The sequence below is a fragment of the Niallia sp. NCCP-28 genome (assembly GCF_023168165.1).
Classification (GTDB): domain Bacteria; phylum Bacillota; class Bacilli; order Bacillales; family Cytobacillaceae; genus Niallia.
Map to the genome: position 1 here is coordinate 154645 of NZ_BQYJ01000007.1, position 16958 is coordinate 171602.

The window sequence follows — 16958 nt, forward strand, 5'->3', positions numbered from 1 at the left end:
CTTCCCTTTTACGTTAGGGAGGAAAGTAGATGACACCTTTAAGTTTTTTTATATACGTGCTAATAGCTGTTCTGATAACGAACGTACCTTTAGTAGGAAAATATGTTTCTGTTATCGCTACTTTAGTACATGAAATTGGACATGGTATAGCAGCTATACTATGTGGAGGGAGATTAAAACAGATACATTTATATGCAAACACAGAAGGGATGGCCTTAACAACTCATACAGATTGGTTCAGTAAATTCATCACTACTTTAGCAGGTTATATATTTACATCCGCATTTGGATTGTTTTCCATCTGGATGATAAGTAAAGACGCAACAAAGCTATTGATATTTACTTACCTAGCCTTCTTGGTGCTAACACTGCTTCTGTGGATTAGGAATTTTTACGGTTTTATCTGGATCATTAGTTTTGGTAGTTTGTTTTTATTGCTTTTAGTCTATTCAACTGATTTTTATCAAGAGCAAATCATCTACTTAATTACTTGTATTATCTTCACGGAATCCATCAAGAGTGCATGTATCATTATGTATTTGAGTTTTAAGTATCCACATGATGCTGGGGATGCGACTAGTCTCAAAGAGATAATAAAAGTTATACCCGCTTCTATATGGGGTATCTTGTTCTTTGTGCAATCATTGTATTTCGGCTGGCAAGGAATACGACTAATTCTTAATCAAGTGTAGTATGTTAAAAAGCTTTTGATTTATCTGTAGCAAGTTTATATTTTTATTAATATATATGTTGTAATTTTTTTGGATTTTGGTGATTGCTTTTTTTGTGACCTGATCCTTGTAACCAACTCCTATAGGTGGCGAAATATACATGCTAACTCCCTAATTCTCGATTTTTATACGAAAAAAAGCCTTTGAGGTATTGATAGAGAAAAACAGCATAAAATTATGCTGAAATTAAAGAAATCTATCAACCACAAAGGCTGCAATGTGTATTAGGTTACCGCATATCCAGTAAAGAGGATTGCATAAAAACGAAAAAATATAAAAAAGTTATAACGGGATTATACTATTGAAAATACAATGTGACAATACAACTAATTTACAGAGAGAAGAATTTAATAAGTATTAAACATTTGGATGAAGAGTTTTTGCACGGTATAAACAATCCAGTTTGTACATTAATTAGGATCTTTATATTCTCAATCTATTTTTCAATCCATTTTAAGTAAAATGAGAAGAAGGGATCGACAATATAAATTCGGTCATTCTGAAAATCAATGGCAGGCTCTCTATTTGTATGGTCTTTTGCTAATTCAGCCATTTTTTTAAGAACTTGGGAGACTTGCGTTTTATTTGGCATTGATTCCGAAGTTAATAATTCCTTGAGTTTCTCTCTAACTGTATCAACAGTAATAACAGTTTCATGAGTAAGATCGGAGAGGGCTATCATAACTGCATAATAAATGTCTCCTTCACTTCCATTTTTAAACTCTCTTTGTTTCCTATCTCGAGAAGGACCTGCTACCAATTTATCATAAAGTTCTTTAGAGGAATGATCTTTTACTATCCTTTGGTAAAATTTTTCATAATTAATATTCTCTGGTAAGTACTGCTTTTGCGGCATTTTTTCTACAACCTTATTTAACCTACAAAACCAATAACAAAAATCCTGCATTAAATGGGGGCTTTTATAACTTTCGCTAATGAAATTTTGAAAGATAGAATCTGGGCATTCAATATCTAAGGCCTCAAACCCTTTTTTTGAAATCTCGTAGAGTTCCTCTCGCTCCCATGGTTCAATTCCTAATTGTATAACTCTGCCATCCATTTCTTTTTCAACTTTAATGGAATCTACTCCTCTATGAGGTACTGAGCACAATATAACTCTTAAACCAGAAGCAATAGGCTCTTTTAAAGCACGAATTATTTCTGTTTGAATTTCAGGGGTACAATAATGAAAATCATCTATTATTAGTACTTTGTTTGTTTCTAGAAGAGATTCTATAGCAAGATGCAGAGGGTTAGGTGTAAATGTCTCTGATTCTTTTCCTGTAATTTTTTCAGATTCTGATTTTGAATCCGTACCTTCTAGTCTAGCTTTAAACCAGCCCCAAATCCCAGCTTCTCCAACTACTTTGATAGTTGATGTTTCTTTTTGCTCAGCTTCTTTTCCTTTATCTCTATTATAGCTATTAGCTACAGCCAACTTATTGATAATTGTGGACCATAAAACTTCACTAGTTTTAATTGCTCCACCTGATATGAGAATAAAGTCATCATTTGATATTGTTTTCTTACATAATGTTGTTTTCCCAATCTTAGTAGGACCAGATATAGAGATTATTTTACCTTTTATTTCTAAATCCAAAGCTAAATTATATTCCAATTCTAAACTTTCTCTTGAATTATAAGTTATACTAGGGACACCACCAGCTGTAAATACTTCAGAGATTCTCATAGTAAGTTATCGTCCTTTTTCTATATAACTCTTATGATTTTTCATAAGGTGTTTATCTTTTATATTATAAAAAAACAGACATCATCACAATTATTTTGCAATGTTTACTAGTAATAAAATACTGTATTCATTTAAGATTATTAATTTATAGTAGATTGATATAATTATATATTTTAATATGATATAATTATAAAAAAATAATTTAAAAGCGAAAACCGCTAAAGCAGACTCTTACATAGTAAGAGTTGTTTTAGCGGTTTTTTGCGTTCTAAACATTAAACAGAGGGGTAAACAATATGAAATTTAATCAGATCACTATTGAAGATGATGTAGAACGATTACTCATCTTACGAAAACGTCTTAATTTGAATCAATTTCAGTTAGCGAAGGAATTAAAGATAAGTAAAAGTTACTTAGTTAAAATTGAAAATAGATCCTTGCCGTTGTCATCTGCTTTTATAAAAAAAATAAATGATTATCTGAACCGGGAGAAGATACTTTATGAAAAAAATCTATACTTCGATAAATAATGCTGATCTCTTTGCTGGTTTAGACAGCCCTACATTTGAAATTAACTATGTAGAGGAAAAAAAAACAATAGAAAATATGGAGGAATATGATTTAGTTGTTCTTATGATCTCTTCCGATTCTATTCTACCAGCTCTTGAACCTGTTGACACAGATGTTTTTGTTTTAGATGAGAATGGCTTACTTAAACAGATTCCTACCCATATCAAAGTATTTCCTGATATGAGTGCACTGAAAAAAGCAATTCTATTATGGACGCTTACTAATAAGAGTATAAAAAGATCAAAGGAAGGCTCTCCTAAACCAAAGCAGACTCAAAATGAAACAGCTGCTGTATTACAAACCGACAATAAAATTACGGGAAATAAACCTCTACAAAAGGAAGAGGATCCATTTAATAAGGAAAATGATAAGGATAAGGATAAGAAATCACCAACGGATGACGATATTGTAATGAATGAAATAGAAGAAGTGAATAGTGCCCCTCCTATACTTATTGAAGAGGATTATCCTTCTAAAGAAATGCCTGCTGAATATGAAGAAGCAAAAAATAAGGTGAATATTATGCGTAATTCCTATGTGTTTAAAGGAAAAGCATATCCAAACAATCAGACTATTGGAATATGGTCGCCACTTTCTCGTATTGGAGTAACCACTTTCATCATCAATTACGCCATTTTTCTACAGGCTAATAAAATTCAAACCGCTGTTATAGAAGGGATCAAGGGTAAGTACCTTCAACATATCATTGAAAGATATGAAGAAAAGCCGAGTAATTATAAGTCTTTTATGGAGGTATTCCATCTAGAGGATAAAGCTATTCTAAATATGGATATCAGTCAAATCCATTGGTATTACAAGGGAGTTTTGTGGTTACCTATAGGAGATAAGGATAAGGATTATATCTGGAATGAAAGCTTTTTAAATGTGTATTTCCAATTTTTCCGTTACCATGATGTAGTTCTGGTGGATTTACCGAATGGAGAAATGCAACAAGAAACCTTGGCTAGTTTACAACACATGGATGAATTATGGATCGTCATAGATAATTCCATGGATATTCTACTATGGAAGAGTTACATACAAAGTATTCAAAAAGACTTTAATAAGCCTATCAAGCTCTTATTTAATCGAAAAATGCCATTCAGTAAACCGGAAGAGTTTGCGAAAGAATTAGAATTACCTTTGGTGGCAGCATTACCGGATCTAACAGAAGAACATTACAAGAACCAATTTGAGAATCACGCACTCATCGAGCATACCGCCGTTTTCAATAAGTTACTAGATCCTTTTCGCTTAATTACACAGGAGTTAGGTGTTGAAATCCCACCATCTAGGAAGTTAATGATGATGAACTACCTAAGGAAATTTATCCCCTTAAAAGGTTGATTCTGAATCCTTGCTAATGCTATTATGAAAACATAATTTTTATTGAATTTTTCATTTTTTAGCTATCTTTATAGATAAGCAGGGAACTAAGAATAGAACGGACTTTGGTTCGTAGTTTTGTGAGGTTTTTGACCAACATAACTACCCAAAGTCCGTTTTTTTTTACAAAATCGGGGGTGAAGGTATTGAAATTAAAAGAAATCAAAAAAGTGTTAATGACAGGAAAAGGCGTTATTAAAATAAGTATGCATACAAAGGAGCGCTTAGTAAAAAGAGGATATTCTAAAGGAGACATAGTAAGTGCTATTTTTACAGGCTCCGTTAGTGAGATTCAAGGGTATAACAAAATTTCTATTTTAGGTAGGGATAAAGATCATAATCCAATTGTAGTAGTTATAGCCAAAAAAAGGGCATCTTACTACAAAGTAGTAACAGTGATGCCCCCTATAGACCGAAGTAGATTCAGAGAGTGCATTTAAATAAAAGAATTAAGTTATGGAGGAGTGTGCCATTATGGTTAAATTAATGAGAAAGACAAGACTACAAGATTGGTATGAATACTATCGTACTCCATGTCCTATCTGTGGTCATACAGGAGGATGTATGGGGCATAAAGACGGAGAGGTAGTTGCTTGCATTAGAGTAATTAGTGAAAAGCATTTTTCTAAAAACTCTGCTTTACCTAGTTATTTACACTACTTAAAAGGCGAATCAAAAAGAAAAATTAGTAAAGAAGAGGTATCGGAGTTTACCCAAGGAAATCAGAAGAAAGAAGATGTAACACTCGATACCGTTTATCAAGCGTTCCTTGAATCGCTGGAGCTTGATGATGTTCATTATGAGCACTTGATATCCAAAGAAAGACAACTTTCCGATAAGCAAGTAATGATTAGAAATTATCGCAGCTTTCCAGACAAGCCATGGAATGTAGTGAAAAAAATTACGGAACTCACGGGTATGGAGGACTTTTCAGGTATTCCTGGATTTTATCAGTATAAAAACTTTTGGACTATCGCTGGAATGAAGGGGATCTTAATTCCTTTCCGAAATCACTACAACCAAATTGTTGGATTTCAATATCGAATTGATAATCCACCTAATGTAGCTGAGGTAAAAACAAATGGAACCGATTTAAAGGCAAAAGTACTTACTCAACCAAATACGGTGCAAATTTCTTTAAAAGGAGAAATCCTTCAGGAAACGAACATTCCCGTTTCAAAGGAATGGACTACCATCTCTCAAGATAATGAAATACTAGGTTGGGTGAGAGTAGTGAAAGGAAATCGATATTATTGGTTGAGTTCTTCTAATAAAACGAATGGGACTGGGTCTGGTAATCCTGCGCCTTTACATATTGCTGTCCCATCCTCCCAACTCGTTAATTGGGAGCCTGGTAAACTTCATAAAGCGAAGTCAGCATGGTTAGGTGAAGGTCCACTAAAAGGTGATATAGCTGTAGATTGTATGGAGAAATTATATGATCCATTAGAGTTAGAGGATATAGGAACAACTTTTGTTTCTTTACCCGGTGTTGGTGCATGGAGGTTAGCTATTCCGGTATTAAAAGATATGGGTGTTGAAACAGTTAACTTGTGTTTCGATGCAGATGCAGTTTCCAATCCCCATGTTAGACAACATTTAATGGAATGTGCCAAGCAATTAAAAGTAGATGGATTTAGCGCAAACCTAGTTATCTGGAATGCAGAAGAAGGCAAAGGAATAGATGATCTCTTTTTATCTAATCAATTGCCACACATCAAAAGAATGTTTTAAATAAAGAATAATATTTAAAAAATGAGCCCCTAAATTAGGCTCTTATTTCTTTAGTAATAGGACACGATTAAGAAGAAGCTATATGTTCTAAAGGAAAGTTTTGCAAAGGATTATCGTATAGGTTTGAATTCAGCATCTACTGATGGTAAAATTACACTACCCAATAATCATTGTATTATAGGGGATTTAATAAAACCGAGCTTATTAGAAAAGGGTGAGGATTTTGTGAGAAAAATAGTTAAAGAAATTGAAGATAATAATACTACTTTCAACCATAGAGCTCATGAATATGAACCCAACAGAATTGAAACCCTTCTTTATTTAGATGAGGAGGTTTCCCGAACAAATTGGAAACCTACAATAGGTGTGTTAAGTCCCGTTGAGGCCCAACAGTTTATTACTGAAGCCTTTGAAGAATTAAAGACTATAAATTTTAAAGAGGTAACAGCAATTTTAGAGAAATAATTGATTTGATTTATATTTATTCCAAGGACTCTTTCATAGAGTCCTTTTTTATACCACAAGCTTGGAGGATTGTTTGAATACAATAGTAAATAGTAAAAGAGTGAATATAGAAGGGAGTAAAGTAATGGTTAGAAAGAAGGTAAACAATATGTCTATGCTTTCTGATGATGCAGTACTTAGTCCATTTGAAGACGAACATGTGGAAGTGAAAGTTCCAGAGTATATAAAGGTTGCAGACGCCGCAAGAATAATGGGGGTTAGCACACAAATGATCCGTAAATTTTGTGTGGAAGGGAAGCTTAAAGCACAACAATCTATGCCAGGAAGTGGTAGGTGGAAAATAAAAGCTTCTGAGCTGATGCATTACCCCGGATGGGATGATTTTATTAAAAGAAAAAAAGCTACAAGGGAAAAATCAAAAGCACTAGCAGAGTTTATGGATGGAAATAACGGGTCATTGTAGAGTCTGTTGATCTTGAAATAATCCATCTATATAGTCCTAATTTATTATACGTTTTCTAAGATCTATACTTAAAATAAGAATAACAGGTTATATGTACCCAACTTTAACTTAATCCTACTAAATCAAAAGTAGCAAAAAATGGCTTGACCGCTTAAAGCTTTTTTATTATGATAAGGGTACAAATAAAAAACGAACGGGAGTGCCCCGAAAAACTATGAGTAGTACATATTCACGTATGTATATACCCATAGCTTTTCGGGGTTTTTTTATGTTCATTTTTTATAATTTTCTATTCTCAGGAGGATAAAAATATGAATTTCGCAATTCAAAAAGCAAAAATGGTTAGGGATATTCCATATTACTTAACCGCAGCATTCATGGTTTATTTGTTTACTTCGGTTCCAGAAAATGCCCTGGCAGCGTGGAAAAAAGCAGGGATTGCAACAAACGGAGGATCTGCACAAAACTCCAAAATCTTTGATGATTTAAACAATGTCATTTACCTAATTACAGCGGTTGGTGGATTCTGGTCCCTAGGATGCCTAATCTTCTCTGGTATGAAATTATCCGCAGCGCAAGGTGGTAATCCACAAGCTCGTACACAAGGTATTATCGGTCTAGTAATGGCTGGTGTCGGTGTATTCGTTATTGTTAAAGCGAAAACAATCGCAGGTTATTTCGCAGGATTTGGAGCTTAATATATACACTATTAAGCAAAAATTTAACCCCTCTATGAACAATATAGAGGGGTGCCTTTATAAAGGAGAATGAAGTTGAGAAAAGTGACTGTACCAATTGATATGAGTAGCGAACAGAAATCTATATTAGGAATTATCTCGACTAGGCAACTTATCTATTTGATTTCAGGTGGTGCGATTGCATATGCCTATATCCCTTCTGTTTTCAAACTATTCCCAGGAATTATCGCAGGAGTTATAGGTTGTGTTATTTCCGTCGTTCCTCTAGCCGTAATTATCTTCATTTTTGGATTTCTAAAGAAAAGTAAACTACACCTCCATTATGATCAATATTTCCTGATTAAGTTAGGGTATAAAAACCAAATTGGAATTTGGAGAAGAGGTACTAAACCGAAAGATTGGATGGTGAACAAATAATGAGCACACTGTTACTTATGGCAGCTATCGTGGTTGGTGGTTGGATTTTCTTCCGAGTTCTAGAGAAACAACCCATATTACCATGGAAAGAGAAAAAACATACCAATGTTCCACTAAATACGAATAGTAAAAATAATAAGACGAAAAAAAAGAAACATGAAGTAGAAATCGAACAGGAACCAAACCTTTTTGAAGAATTGTTCAGTGATGTGAGGGATGTGACAACGCACATGATTCGATTTCATGATAACTCCTTTACGATGATCGCTGAAGTTGATCCAGTAAACTATTTCTTAAAAAACCAGGACGAACAAGAAGCAATTGATATTACGGTAGAGAGCTGGACTGCCACTCTCAATTACCCAGTAGGAATTTACCTGCAAAATCGGTTCATTGATGTGTCGGAACCGATAGAACTAATGGCAAAAGCAATGAAGGAATCGGAAGATTTAAATGAAGCCGCACTAAGTTACGGACAAGCTATGATTGATGATATCTTGGCCTGGCAGAGAGACACACCACGTTATGAAACAAAAAGATATTTGATCTTCACGCATAAAATCAAGGCTAGCGATATAACAGCTGACTCAGAAGATGAATTAGAAACAAAGGTGATGGAAAAAGCTTTTGCGGAGTTGATGAGAAGATTGACCTCCGCTAGAAATCAACTTCGAAAAGCGGATATTACCGTAAACCTAGTACCTACAGAAGGAATATATGAATTACTCTATTACACATTTAATAGAAGAAAAGCGTTAAAACATCGATTTAAGGATCTTGTAGAACAAGAAAAAAATGCTTTATATATAACGGCTGAACAATCGCAAAACCGAATTGAATTGGTAAAGGAGGCAATTGAACAACATGAAGCTGAAACAGAAACCACAACCAAAAGAGAAACTGCCTAAAAGCAAAGGGAAGAATACAAAGAATAATCCGAAAGAAAACGAGGATCAAATAGATTTCCAAATGGATACAAAACCCACCATGTGGGAAATTATATCTCCCGATGGCTTTAAGATAAACGCAGAAGATTATGGAATCATTAAAAACTCATTAGGTACTCAAACATACTTTAGACCGGTTTACATCCCTAGGGATGGCTATCCGCGGAAAATGCAAACAAACTGGTTAAACAATCTGGCTTCTAGTGGAGAGATGGATCTCTTTTTGGACATTAATAAGGTTGGGAAGTCCGATGCTATTAGAATGTTGCAAAGACAAATCACCATGTTAGAGTCTAACTTATCGTTCCAAACCAAAAGAGGAAACATTGATCAGATCAACGATCTGACCTCTAAAATCCAAGACACGGATACACTCATGTCTGAAATTCAATTTAGTGAAAATGACATTTTTAATGTAGGGACACTAGGCATCTTATATGGTCAAAGTGAAAAAGAATTGAACTATTTTAGCGAGACTTTAGAAGATGAAATGAGCAGTAGCTTCTTCTCCTTAACGTCCACTTGGGGAAGAGTAAAAAAAGGATTTAGAAGTGTCCTGCCATTTGGTAAAAACGAAATTTCTGATTCTTTACGGAACATTGACCGCCGGGCATTATCCACTTTTGCTCCATTCATTAGTGGTAGTGGGAAATACGTTGGTGGTGTTCCGCTTGGAATCAATAAAATAACAGGCCAATTAGAGTTTATTAATAGTTTTGGAAACGAAGAGTTCAGACCAGATAACTACAACATGTTTATTGTTGGTACATCGGGTTCTGGTAAATCCGTATCTTTGAAACTCTTAATCGCAAGGGAATTAACGGGAGCCAACATTTATAGTAGATTAATTGATCCTGAGGGTGAATTTGTTAAATTAACGAAGCGTCTTGGCGGTATTAATTTAAATATTAGTGAAGAAGAGGATATCTGTATCAATCCTCTAGCGATCAACTTTACAGATATTCCATTAGAAGATGGAGATGAAGAACTCGAATTCCTAGAAGAATCGGATGAAAAAGAGCTTGTAGAAAAGGAAGGAAAAAAATACATTCGCTTCGTTCCCTTACGGGAGAAGACCAATGACATTATCGATTTCTTTGATATTATCTGTCGCGGGAAAAACTCAGAAGATGAGGGACTTAATGTCTTTGAGCGTAACTTCCTAGAAGAAGCCATTCAATATGTTTTACAGGAACAATTTGAATACACATCACACCCTAGTTCTTTGTTTAAAGATGAAGTCGTAAAAGTTGAAAATCAATTGATTCAATCAAAAGTGAGAAAACCTGAGCCAACTATATCTGATATCAATAACTATTTATTACAGAAATATAGTGACGAACCTAGAGTACAACGATTAATTGCTGCCATTAAACCATTCCTAAAGACAGGATCTAAACCGATATTTGATGGTCAAACGTACCTAGGAAGAGGAGTAACGCAAACGCTGGATTCGGCAAGGCTTGTAAACTTCAACATTAGTTCGATGGAAGAAGGCTTTTTACGACCAATTGCTTATCATGTTATCTTGAACTATTTATGGGAACATTTCGTTAAAAATCTAGATAACGCTACGAAAAAGAAATTTGTTTATGCCGATGAAGCTTGGACGCTTTTGAGCTCTGAACAAACAGTGGATTTCTTAGAAAAGATGGCGAGACGCTCTAGGAAACGTAATGCCGGATTACGCTTAGCAAGTCAGGACTTTGTCCGATTTGTTATCAATGATAAAGCCAGAGGGATACTGCAAAATACATACGCTTATCTTTTCTTAAAACAAAGTAAACTCGATCTAAAACATATTAAAGAGAACTTTGATTTATCTGCCGGTGAACGAGATATCCTCTTCGGGAACCCAGATAAAGGGGAAGGCATTTTACGGGTTGGTAAATCATCTGTATGGTTACAAACCAATCCAAGTGAACAAGAGTTATTCTTTATTGAATCAAATCAGGCTGTTTATGAAGAAAATCTAACTAAAAAGCAACTGCAAACTTACTAGGTCGGGAGGATGAACAAATATGATGAATAAACTTTCCGAAATAATGGCCGACCTGTTTGCCAAAATGGGAGATATGTTTGCGGAGCCTTTCAAGAAGATACCGACCTTACATAACCTCATTTATGGAGGAGACGAGAAATTAGCATTTTTAACTTTTACTGAAAAAGAGATTACAAATGTATACGTACCTGGGATGAATATGTTCATTGCAGTAGCTGTGTGTGTCATCTTAATCAGTATTGTTATTGCAGGAATGAAAATTTCCGCATCAGGTATTAATCCATCGAACAGAACCTATATCATTGATTACTTTAAAGAATTAACGATTGTTGCTTTATTATTTGCTAATATCTATGCGATTTATAGTTTGTTGTTCTTAACGAACCAAAGTATTGTAAACCTATTTAATAGTGAAAGTGACTTATTGAATTTAAAAGATACGATAGAAATCACTGCAAGCAACGGAGTGCTTGGTATGCTAGCCATTCAGTTAATTAAGATTGGTCTTGGAGTATGGGCGTATTTTTACTATACGATGAGAAAGTTTACACTCATGCTTCTATTAATACTAGGACCATTAATGTTGGCTCTTTACCTCATACCTAAAACGAGAGGTATGACGATTGGATGGGCAAAAGAGTTAATTGGAACTGTTTTTGTCCAATCTGTTCATGCGGCCTGTTATTACATTATGAGTAAGATGACGACTACAACCAATGGGGTTGAGGGAGTTATTTTGATGATGGTATTCATCCCTGTTACTGAATCCGTTCGTGCTCTCCTTGGTCTTGGTGGACAAATGAATGATCGATTATCAAAGACGGCCGCCATGATGGGTGGATCTGCCTTAATGGGAATGTATGGTGCAGCAAAGGGTGCCATGGACGGTGTATCCGTAGGGGATGCCTTGAAAAAACTTCGTGGTGGTCGAGGTAATTCAGAGAAATCTGGGGAGAAATCAAATTCAGAAAAAGAAGGGGAAGGAACGGGTACCAGTGACTTGAAAAGTACACTTGGTGGAAATACCGGTACCGATACTGGCACTACTCCAAAAGCAGAAAGAATGTTAAAAGGGGGAGAAATCCTTTCCAGAGGCGGTAAAGCTGTTTTTGGTGCCGCTGGAACATTAATTGGTTCCCCAATGGGCCCGATGGGCTCCATGGTTGGTTCTACAGTAGGTTTTAATGCTGGAGGAGCTATTGGTGGATTGGCAGGTCGCGCAGGCACAGGAGCTGCCCAACTATTAGGAAGCCAAGTGAAAAAAGGGGTAAAAGCAGGCTGGGATAAAGGAAAAGGCGTCATGAAGGCGGAGTCCAAGGCAGATGAAAAAACAGCTAACTCTGTAGCTGATAGCCTTACTTCTGATTGGGCGGAAACCAATGAAGCGGACTTTAAAAAGGATTTTCAAGAACGATTCCCTGATGCCCACGAGTCAAGTGTAGAGGCCGCTTGGAATGATGCGAAAGCTGCCAAAAAAGATTATTTCCTAAATGAAGCACGCAATAACATTGCTGGTATCAAAGGAAATGAAGGGAAAAATGCAAGAGCCTCTGATTTAATTAAACAATCATCTGCCAACTTAACAAAGAAGTGGGCGAATGATACCAATAACAAAAAGAACTTTGATACTAAATTTAATCAAGAGAATAAATTACCGGCTAATGCAACTCCTAAGCAGAAGCAGGAACACAATAATAAGCGTGCAGCTGCATGGAAACAAGAAGTCAATGCGAAACAAATGGAAATTGAATCCGCAGCAAAAGAAGTAGCTAGCGAAATGGGTAACGGATCAGACTATGGACTTTCTTTTATTAGTAGAGCTGGATTTAATGAGAACCTTGCTGATAAGTTATCTGGAGGATTTTCATTAGATAAAGCCAATGAAGTAAGTAATAAACTAGCTAATGAATGGGCACCAAAATTAAAAGAAGATTTTATGGATAAATATGATCAAAAGTATGCTCTACCTAAGAATGCTTCTGTTGAACAAAAACAAACACATGAGAACAATAAAGAAGTAGCTTGGAAGAATAACCTAGGACAACAGAAAAATAAGATAGCAAAAATCTTAAAGAGAGGTAGCAAGGCAGTAGCTTCCGGTAAAGGTAGTTCTACCAATATCGGTCAACAATTAGCTATAGAAATCGGGAATGAATTAGGAATACCAGAAGTTAGCCCTCTTTCGCAAAAACTATCTAACCAGATAGTTGAAACGATGGGCAATATAACTCCTAATAGGGAAAAAGCTTTATCTAATAAGAGTATTAGTTCCGCTGATTCTGTCAAGAGTGCTACATCTTCAGTTAAAGGTTCTTCCTTATATTCTGGCAAAGAGGTCAATATCCCTTACTTAAGAGATCAATTAGCTGGAGTGAAGGTTAATGAAGCAAGAAATGCTTATGTGAATAATAGTAGTCTCCCTAAGGAACAGGCTGTAGCCAAATTTAATAGTGGCAAAGCACAAACTGTATATGAAAATGCAAGACAATCTTTGCCAAGAAGTATCCCGCTTGATAATAAAATTATACAAAATAAAATTGGGAGAATGGCCACAGCTGTAGGAGCTGGAGTTGGTACTGGAGCGTTAGTTGGAGCTGCAAATCTTTCCGGTCTTACTGCAATCAAAGGGGTAAGTGACTTCATGGCAGATACCAAATTAGGCCAGGGGGTCAAAAAGGGTGGGGCTCATGCTTATACCACATTTAAAACAGAAATGTCTAATTTACAGAGTGTATCAGGAGCGACTCATCCTGTTCAACGAGTTAGTTCTGCTGCTGTACAAGCAGTTACTCAAGGAGCAAAAACTGGTTTCGCTACAGCAAAGAATCATATTGCGGACAATGTAGAAGGAAAACAGGCAGGCTTCAAGAATGTCATCGCCTATGCCTCTGGAATGGTGGGTGGAGTGGCTGGTTACCAAAAAGGTGCGAATTATGCCGCTTCTAATAATCGTAATATGAAAGCATTCGGATTGAAAGGATTAAACCCCTATAATAATGCCGTTCAAAAACAAACGAGCGAAATTGCAGACATCTCGCATTTAGCTCAAACGGTAATTGGTCCAGATGGTCAACAAACCATCGCAAATGGGGCCATCCAAATGGTCACAACGAATGGAGAGACCCTCCTTCAAGTAAGAGATAAAACAGGTCAAACACAATCCGTTTCTAGAATGGCTTCTGGACATTCTGGATTAAGGAAAGGGCAAAAAGTATATCAAGATCTTACCGTTCAAAACGGAAGTCTTGTTCCAACTTCTAATTCTTATCAATATGATAGTGGTGGTTCCAAAGTTTCTGCACCACCTATCCATGTGAATCCCAATAAGTTGGTCGCAAACAGAAATACGCCAAAAAATCCAAGAGTAATAAAAGAAGTACAAAGTTATAACCAACAAGTAGATAGTGGACAGTATTACATTAAAAATGCGATGTCTGAGATGGATGACATTCGAATGGTGATTGATCGTAATAGAAGCTATATGGTCGGCCAAAAAGATGGACAAGATTATCGTATTAGCCCATATGGTAGTGGTGATGCTCGTTTAACGGTAAATGAAGTAATCGAAACAAAATGTGAAGTGAACAATAGAAAGCTAGTGCCGACAACTTATAAGAAAAATGATGTAAAGACGGAGAATTATACTACATCACTTAAACCAAATGATCTTATGAATTTCGAGCCACCAAATAAACGGATTTTGATGAGAAAACAAGCCGAGCAATATCGAAATAAAGCATTTACTGGCTCATTAAGAGGTTTGTAGCATGGCGCAAAATCAAGAAAACAAAAATACTACTGACTCCATTAGTGAAAAAATGACCGATAATTTGAAAGGTTTAGCAGGTAAAATTGCTAAACCTTTCAAAAATAAATTTAAAAAACAAGCAGCCAAAATGGCTAAAAAGGCTATTAAACTCGCAATAAAAGTTTTAAAAAAAGTACTGGCCAAAATGCTTGCTTGGCTTATAAGTACAGTCGGAGTTCCTACTCTGCTTGTGGTCGGTATTTCTGTCATTTTAGCCCTCCTTATTTCTTTAGCTATGTCTTTCTTATGGGCAAGTGGAGATGATTTAGAAGGGGACGACAAAGCCATTCATGAGTATATTGTGGAACAATCAGAAGCCACTGTCGATATGGATAATCCTATTGAGAAGCCCTACCGGGTTCCAGAAGGATTAATAGCCTCTACTATTATGCTAGATGTGTTTGATGATAAAAAATCTGATTTAGATAGTATCAAAAAGATTATTAAGAAAATAGCAACCGAACTAGCACCTGAGTTTGAATACGGAAATTATGATGAATGGAAAGAAAAGCAAGTGATCGTCTACGAAGATGGTAAAAAAGTAAAAGAAGGAAAGGTAGAGCACACGAAAAATGAAGTAAGCAAACTGGAGTCTGTTCAGTATTGGAATGGGTCCACTATCTTTAACTATAAAGCTCATACATCGGATTGGAAATCGAAAGAAGTCATTACGCACAAAACCATTCAAGTTCCAAAAGAAGTGGAGTATATGGAAACACTAAAGGTCCCCGCTTCTATTGCAGATATAACAGACAAAACTTACCCTTACTTTAATCCAAAGAGTAAAAGTTGGAAAGATCTTCTGAAAGAACAGGTTAGACAACAAAACCAAAAGGTCGATACTACTGGATATGTAACCGTTCATCTAAAGAAGACAAAAACGGTAATGGTCGATAAAGTAATTGAAGTAAAAACCATTACGAAAACAAGAAATCAATATTTTACCTCTACACAAAATGTCACGCAAGATTATGCTAATTTTGATGCGATTTTAAATTCTTTAGGATTAGGTCTAGATGATAAGAAATTAATAGAGGCAAACTATAGCTTTATGGGTGGATCTATTAATTATACAGATTGGTTAAGTCAAAATGGTGGGGTTTATGGATACGATGACATTAGCTATGACGGAACGGTTATACCTGGTGCTGGAGTTCCGGCTCAATATATGCCGATCTATTTAGCAGCTGAGAAAAAATATGGTGTGCATTGGTATACGTTAGCGGCTATTCATTCAAAAGAAAGTGTGTTTGGAACGATTGATCCTATGGTATCTCCCGTTGGGGCAATTGGTCAGATGCAATTCCTGCCAGCAACTTGGGTAGGGTGGAGCTATGACATCGGTGGTGGATTGGTAGCTGCAAGCGTAGATATCACAAGCCCAGGAGTCATCAAAAAAGGCGGTGGACTTGGTGTTGATGGTGATGGAGACGGCAAAGCTGATCCTTATAATGTAACGGACGCAGTCTATACAGCTGCCAACTACTTAGCAAGTAATGGCTATTCTACCGATAAAAGAAACGCTATCTGGCACTATAACCATGCGGAATGGTACATTAACGACATTTTAGCTTTAGCAGAAAAATTCAAAACAGCTGCTACATATGAAGGTGGAACGGAAGGTTCACCTACCTTAAAACCTGGTAGTTTTATTAAGCCAACTACTGGAACGGTAACCTCCGGTTACGGTGCTCGATGGGGGACGAAACACCAAGGTATAGATATCGGTCTTGGTGGCAGAAGCAATGTGAAAATATACGCTGCTGCAGATGGTACAGTTTCAAGATCCTACCTATCATCCTCTTACGGTAATGTCGTTTTCATTCAACATAAAATTGATGGCAAACAGTATGAAACCGTTTATGCTCATATGCAAAATAGAGCAGTATCTGCGGGAGCAAAAGTAAAACAAGGACAATTCCTCGGTTATATGGGTGGTACCGGAAATGTTACAGGTCCCCATTTACATTTCGAGGTCCATCAACCAAGTTGGAACATTTCGAAGACGAATAGTATTGATCCAGCTTTACTAATTGACTTCAAATAA

14 protein-coding genes are annotated in these 16958 nt (G+C 36.0%); 13 read left to right on the forward strand and 1 reads right to left on the reverse strand.

The features are described 5' to 3' along the window. Positions 1-29 precede the first annotated feature (29 nt). On the forward strand, positions 30-692 hold the full coding sequence (locus NCCP28_RS18365) for a M50 family metallopeptidase (RefSeq protein ID WP_127739971.1): 663 nt from the start codon (positions 30-32) through the stop codon (positions 690-692). 475 nt (positions 693-1167) lie between these two features. Here NCCP28_RS18365 and NCCP28_RS18370 read toward each other — a convergent pair whose 3' ends face one another. After that, positions 1168-2421, reverse strand: coding sequence for a P-loop NTPase family protein (locus tag NCCP28_RS18370; RefSeq protein WP_127739973.1), 1254 nt, complete (start codon positions 2419-2421; stop codon positions 1168-1170). A 296-nt stretch (positions 2422-2717) separates the two neighbouring features. On the opposite strand from NCCP28_RS18370, the gene NCCP28_RS18375 reads away from it, so the two are divergent. The 12 genes from NCCP28_RS18375 (at position 2718) to NCCP28_RS18430 (ending at position 16958) form a co-directional block, all read left to right on the forward strand. Further along, on the forward strand, positions 2718-2951 hold the full coding sequence (locus NCCP28_RS18375; protein ID WP_127739975.1) for a helix-turn-helix domain-containing protein: 234 nt from the start codon (positions 2718-2720) through the stop codon (positions 2949-2951). After that, a complete protein-coding gene (locus tag NCCP28_RS18380) occupies positions 2923-4338 on the forward strand; it encodes a P-loop NTPase family protein (RefSeq protein ID WP_127739977.1) in 1416 nt (471 codons plus the stop codon). The genes NCCP28_RS18375 and NCCP28_RS18380 overlap by 29 nt, the downstream gene beginning before the upstream one ends. Before the next feature lie 176 nt (positions 4339-4514). After that, entirely contained in the window at positions 4515-4817 is a 303-nt protein-coding gene (locus NCCP28_RS18385) for a DUF4258 domain-containing protein (protein ID WP_235856661.1), read from the forward strand. 34 nt (positions 4818-4851) lie between these two features. After that, positions 4852-6111 carry a DUF3854 domain-containing protein gene (locus NCCP28_RS18390; RefSeq protein WP_164849725.1) on the forward strand — a complete coding sequence of 420 codons (1260 nt, stop codon included), beginning with the start codon at positions 4852-4854 and terminating at the stop codon, positions 6109-6111. A 123-nt stretch (positions 6112-6234) separates the two neighbouring features. Beyond that, positions 6235-6576: a hypothetical protein gene (locus NCCP28_RS18395; protein ID WP_127739983.1), complete on the forward strand. Its 342-nt coding sequence runs from the start codon at positions 6235-6237 to the stop codon at positions 6574-6576. A 73-nt stretch (positions 6577-6649) separates the two neighbouring features. Continuing rightward, positions 6650-7039, forward strand: coding sequence for a helix-turn-helix domain-containing protein (locus tag NCCP28_RS18400; protein ID WP_127739985.1), 390 nt, complete (start codon positions 6650-6652; stop codon positions 7037-7039). Between the two features lie 311 nt (positions 7040-7350). Further along, a complete protein-coding gene (locus NCCP28_RS18405) occupies positions 7351-7737 on the forward strand; it encodes a pilin (RefSeq protein WP_127739987.1) in 387 nt (128 codons plus the stop codon). Between the two features lie 84 nt (positions 7738-7821). Continuing rightward, on the forward strand, positions 7822-8154 hold the full coding sequence (locus NCCP28_RS18410; protein WP_237944446.1) for a PrgI family mobile element protein: 333 nt from the start codon (positions 7822-7824) through the stop codon (positions 8152-8154). Then, positions 8154-9062, forward strand: a complete 909-nt coding sequence (locus tag NCCP28_RS18415; RefSeq protein WP_127739991.1) for a hypothetical protein — start codon at positions 8154-8156, stop codon at positions 9060-9062. Before NCCP28_RS18410 ends, NCCP28_RS18415 begins: the two co-directional genes overlap by 1 nt. After that, a complete protein-coding gene (locus NCCP28_RS18420) occupies positions 9019-11103 on the forward strand; it encodes a VirB4 family type IV secretion system protein (protein ID WP_127739993.1) in 2085 nt (694 codons plus the stop codon). Before NCCP28_RS18415 ends, NCCP28_RS18420 begins: the two co-directional genes overlap by 44 nt. 22 nt (positions 11104-11125) lie before the next feature. Next, positions 11126-14869: a type IV secretion system protein gene (locus NCCP28_RS18425; protein ID WP_164849726.1), complete on the forward strand. Its 3744-nt coding sequence runs from the start codon at positions 11126-11128 to the stop codon at positions 14867-14869. A gap of 1 nt (position 14870) precedes the next feature. Next, a complete protein-coding gene (locus tag NCCP28_RS18430; protein WP_235856663.1) occupies positions 14871-16958 on the forward strand; it encodes a peptidoglycan DD-metalloendopeptidase family protein in 2088 nt (695 codons plus the stop codon).

Coding starts and splice junctions, on each gene's coding strand:
- NCCP28_RS18365 (WP_127739971.1), top strand. CDS start 30: ATGACACCTTTAAGTTTTTTTATATACGTGCTAATAGCTGTTCTGATA.
- NCCP28_RS18370 (WP_127739973.1), bottom strand. CDS start 2,421: ATGAGAATCTCTGAAGTATTTACAGCTGGTGGTGTCCCTAGTATAACT.
- NCCP28_RS18375 (WP_127739975.1), top strand. CDS start 2,718: ATGAAATTTAATCAGATCACTATTGAAGATGATGTAGAACGATTACTC.
- NCCP28_RS18380 (WP_127739977.1), top strand. CDS start 2,923: ATGAAAAAAATCTATACTTCGATAAATAATGCTGATCTCTTTGCTGGT.
- NCCP28_RS18390 (WP_164849725.1), top strand. CDS start 4,852: ATGGTTAAATTAATGAGAAAGACAAGACTACAAGATTGGTATGAATAC.
- NCCP28_RS18405 (WP_127739987.1), top strand. CDS start 7,351: ATGAATTTCGCAATTCAAAAAGCAAAAATGGTTAGGGATATTCCATAT.
- NCCP28_RS18415 (WP_127739991.1), top strand. CDS start 8,154: ATGAGCACACTGTTACTTATGGCAGCTATCGTGGTTGGTGGTTGGATT.
- NCCP28_RS18420 (WP_127739993.1), top strand. CDS start 9,019: ATGAAGCTGAAACAGAAACCACAACCAAAAGAGAAACTGCCTAAAAGC.
- NCCP28_RS18425 (WP_164849726.1), top strand. CDS start 11,126: ATGAATAAACTTTCCGAAATAATGGCCGACCTGTTTGCCAAAATGGGA.
- NCCP28_RS18430 (WP_235856663.1), top strand. CDS start 14,871: ATGGCGCAAAATCAAGAAAACAAAAATACTACTGACTCCATTAGTGAA.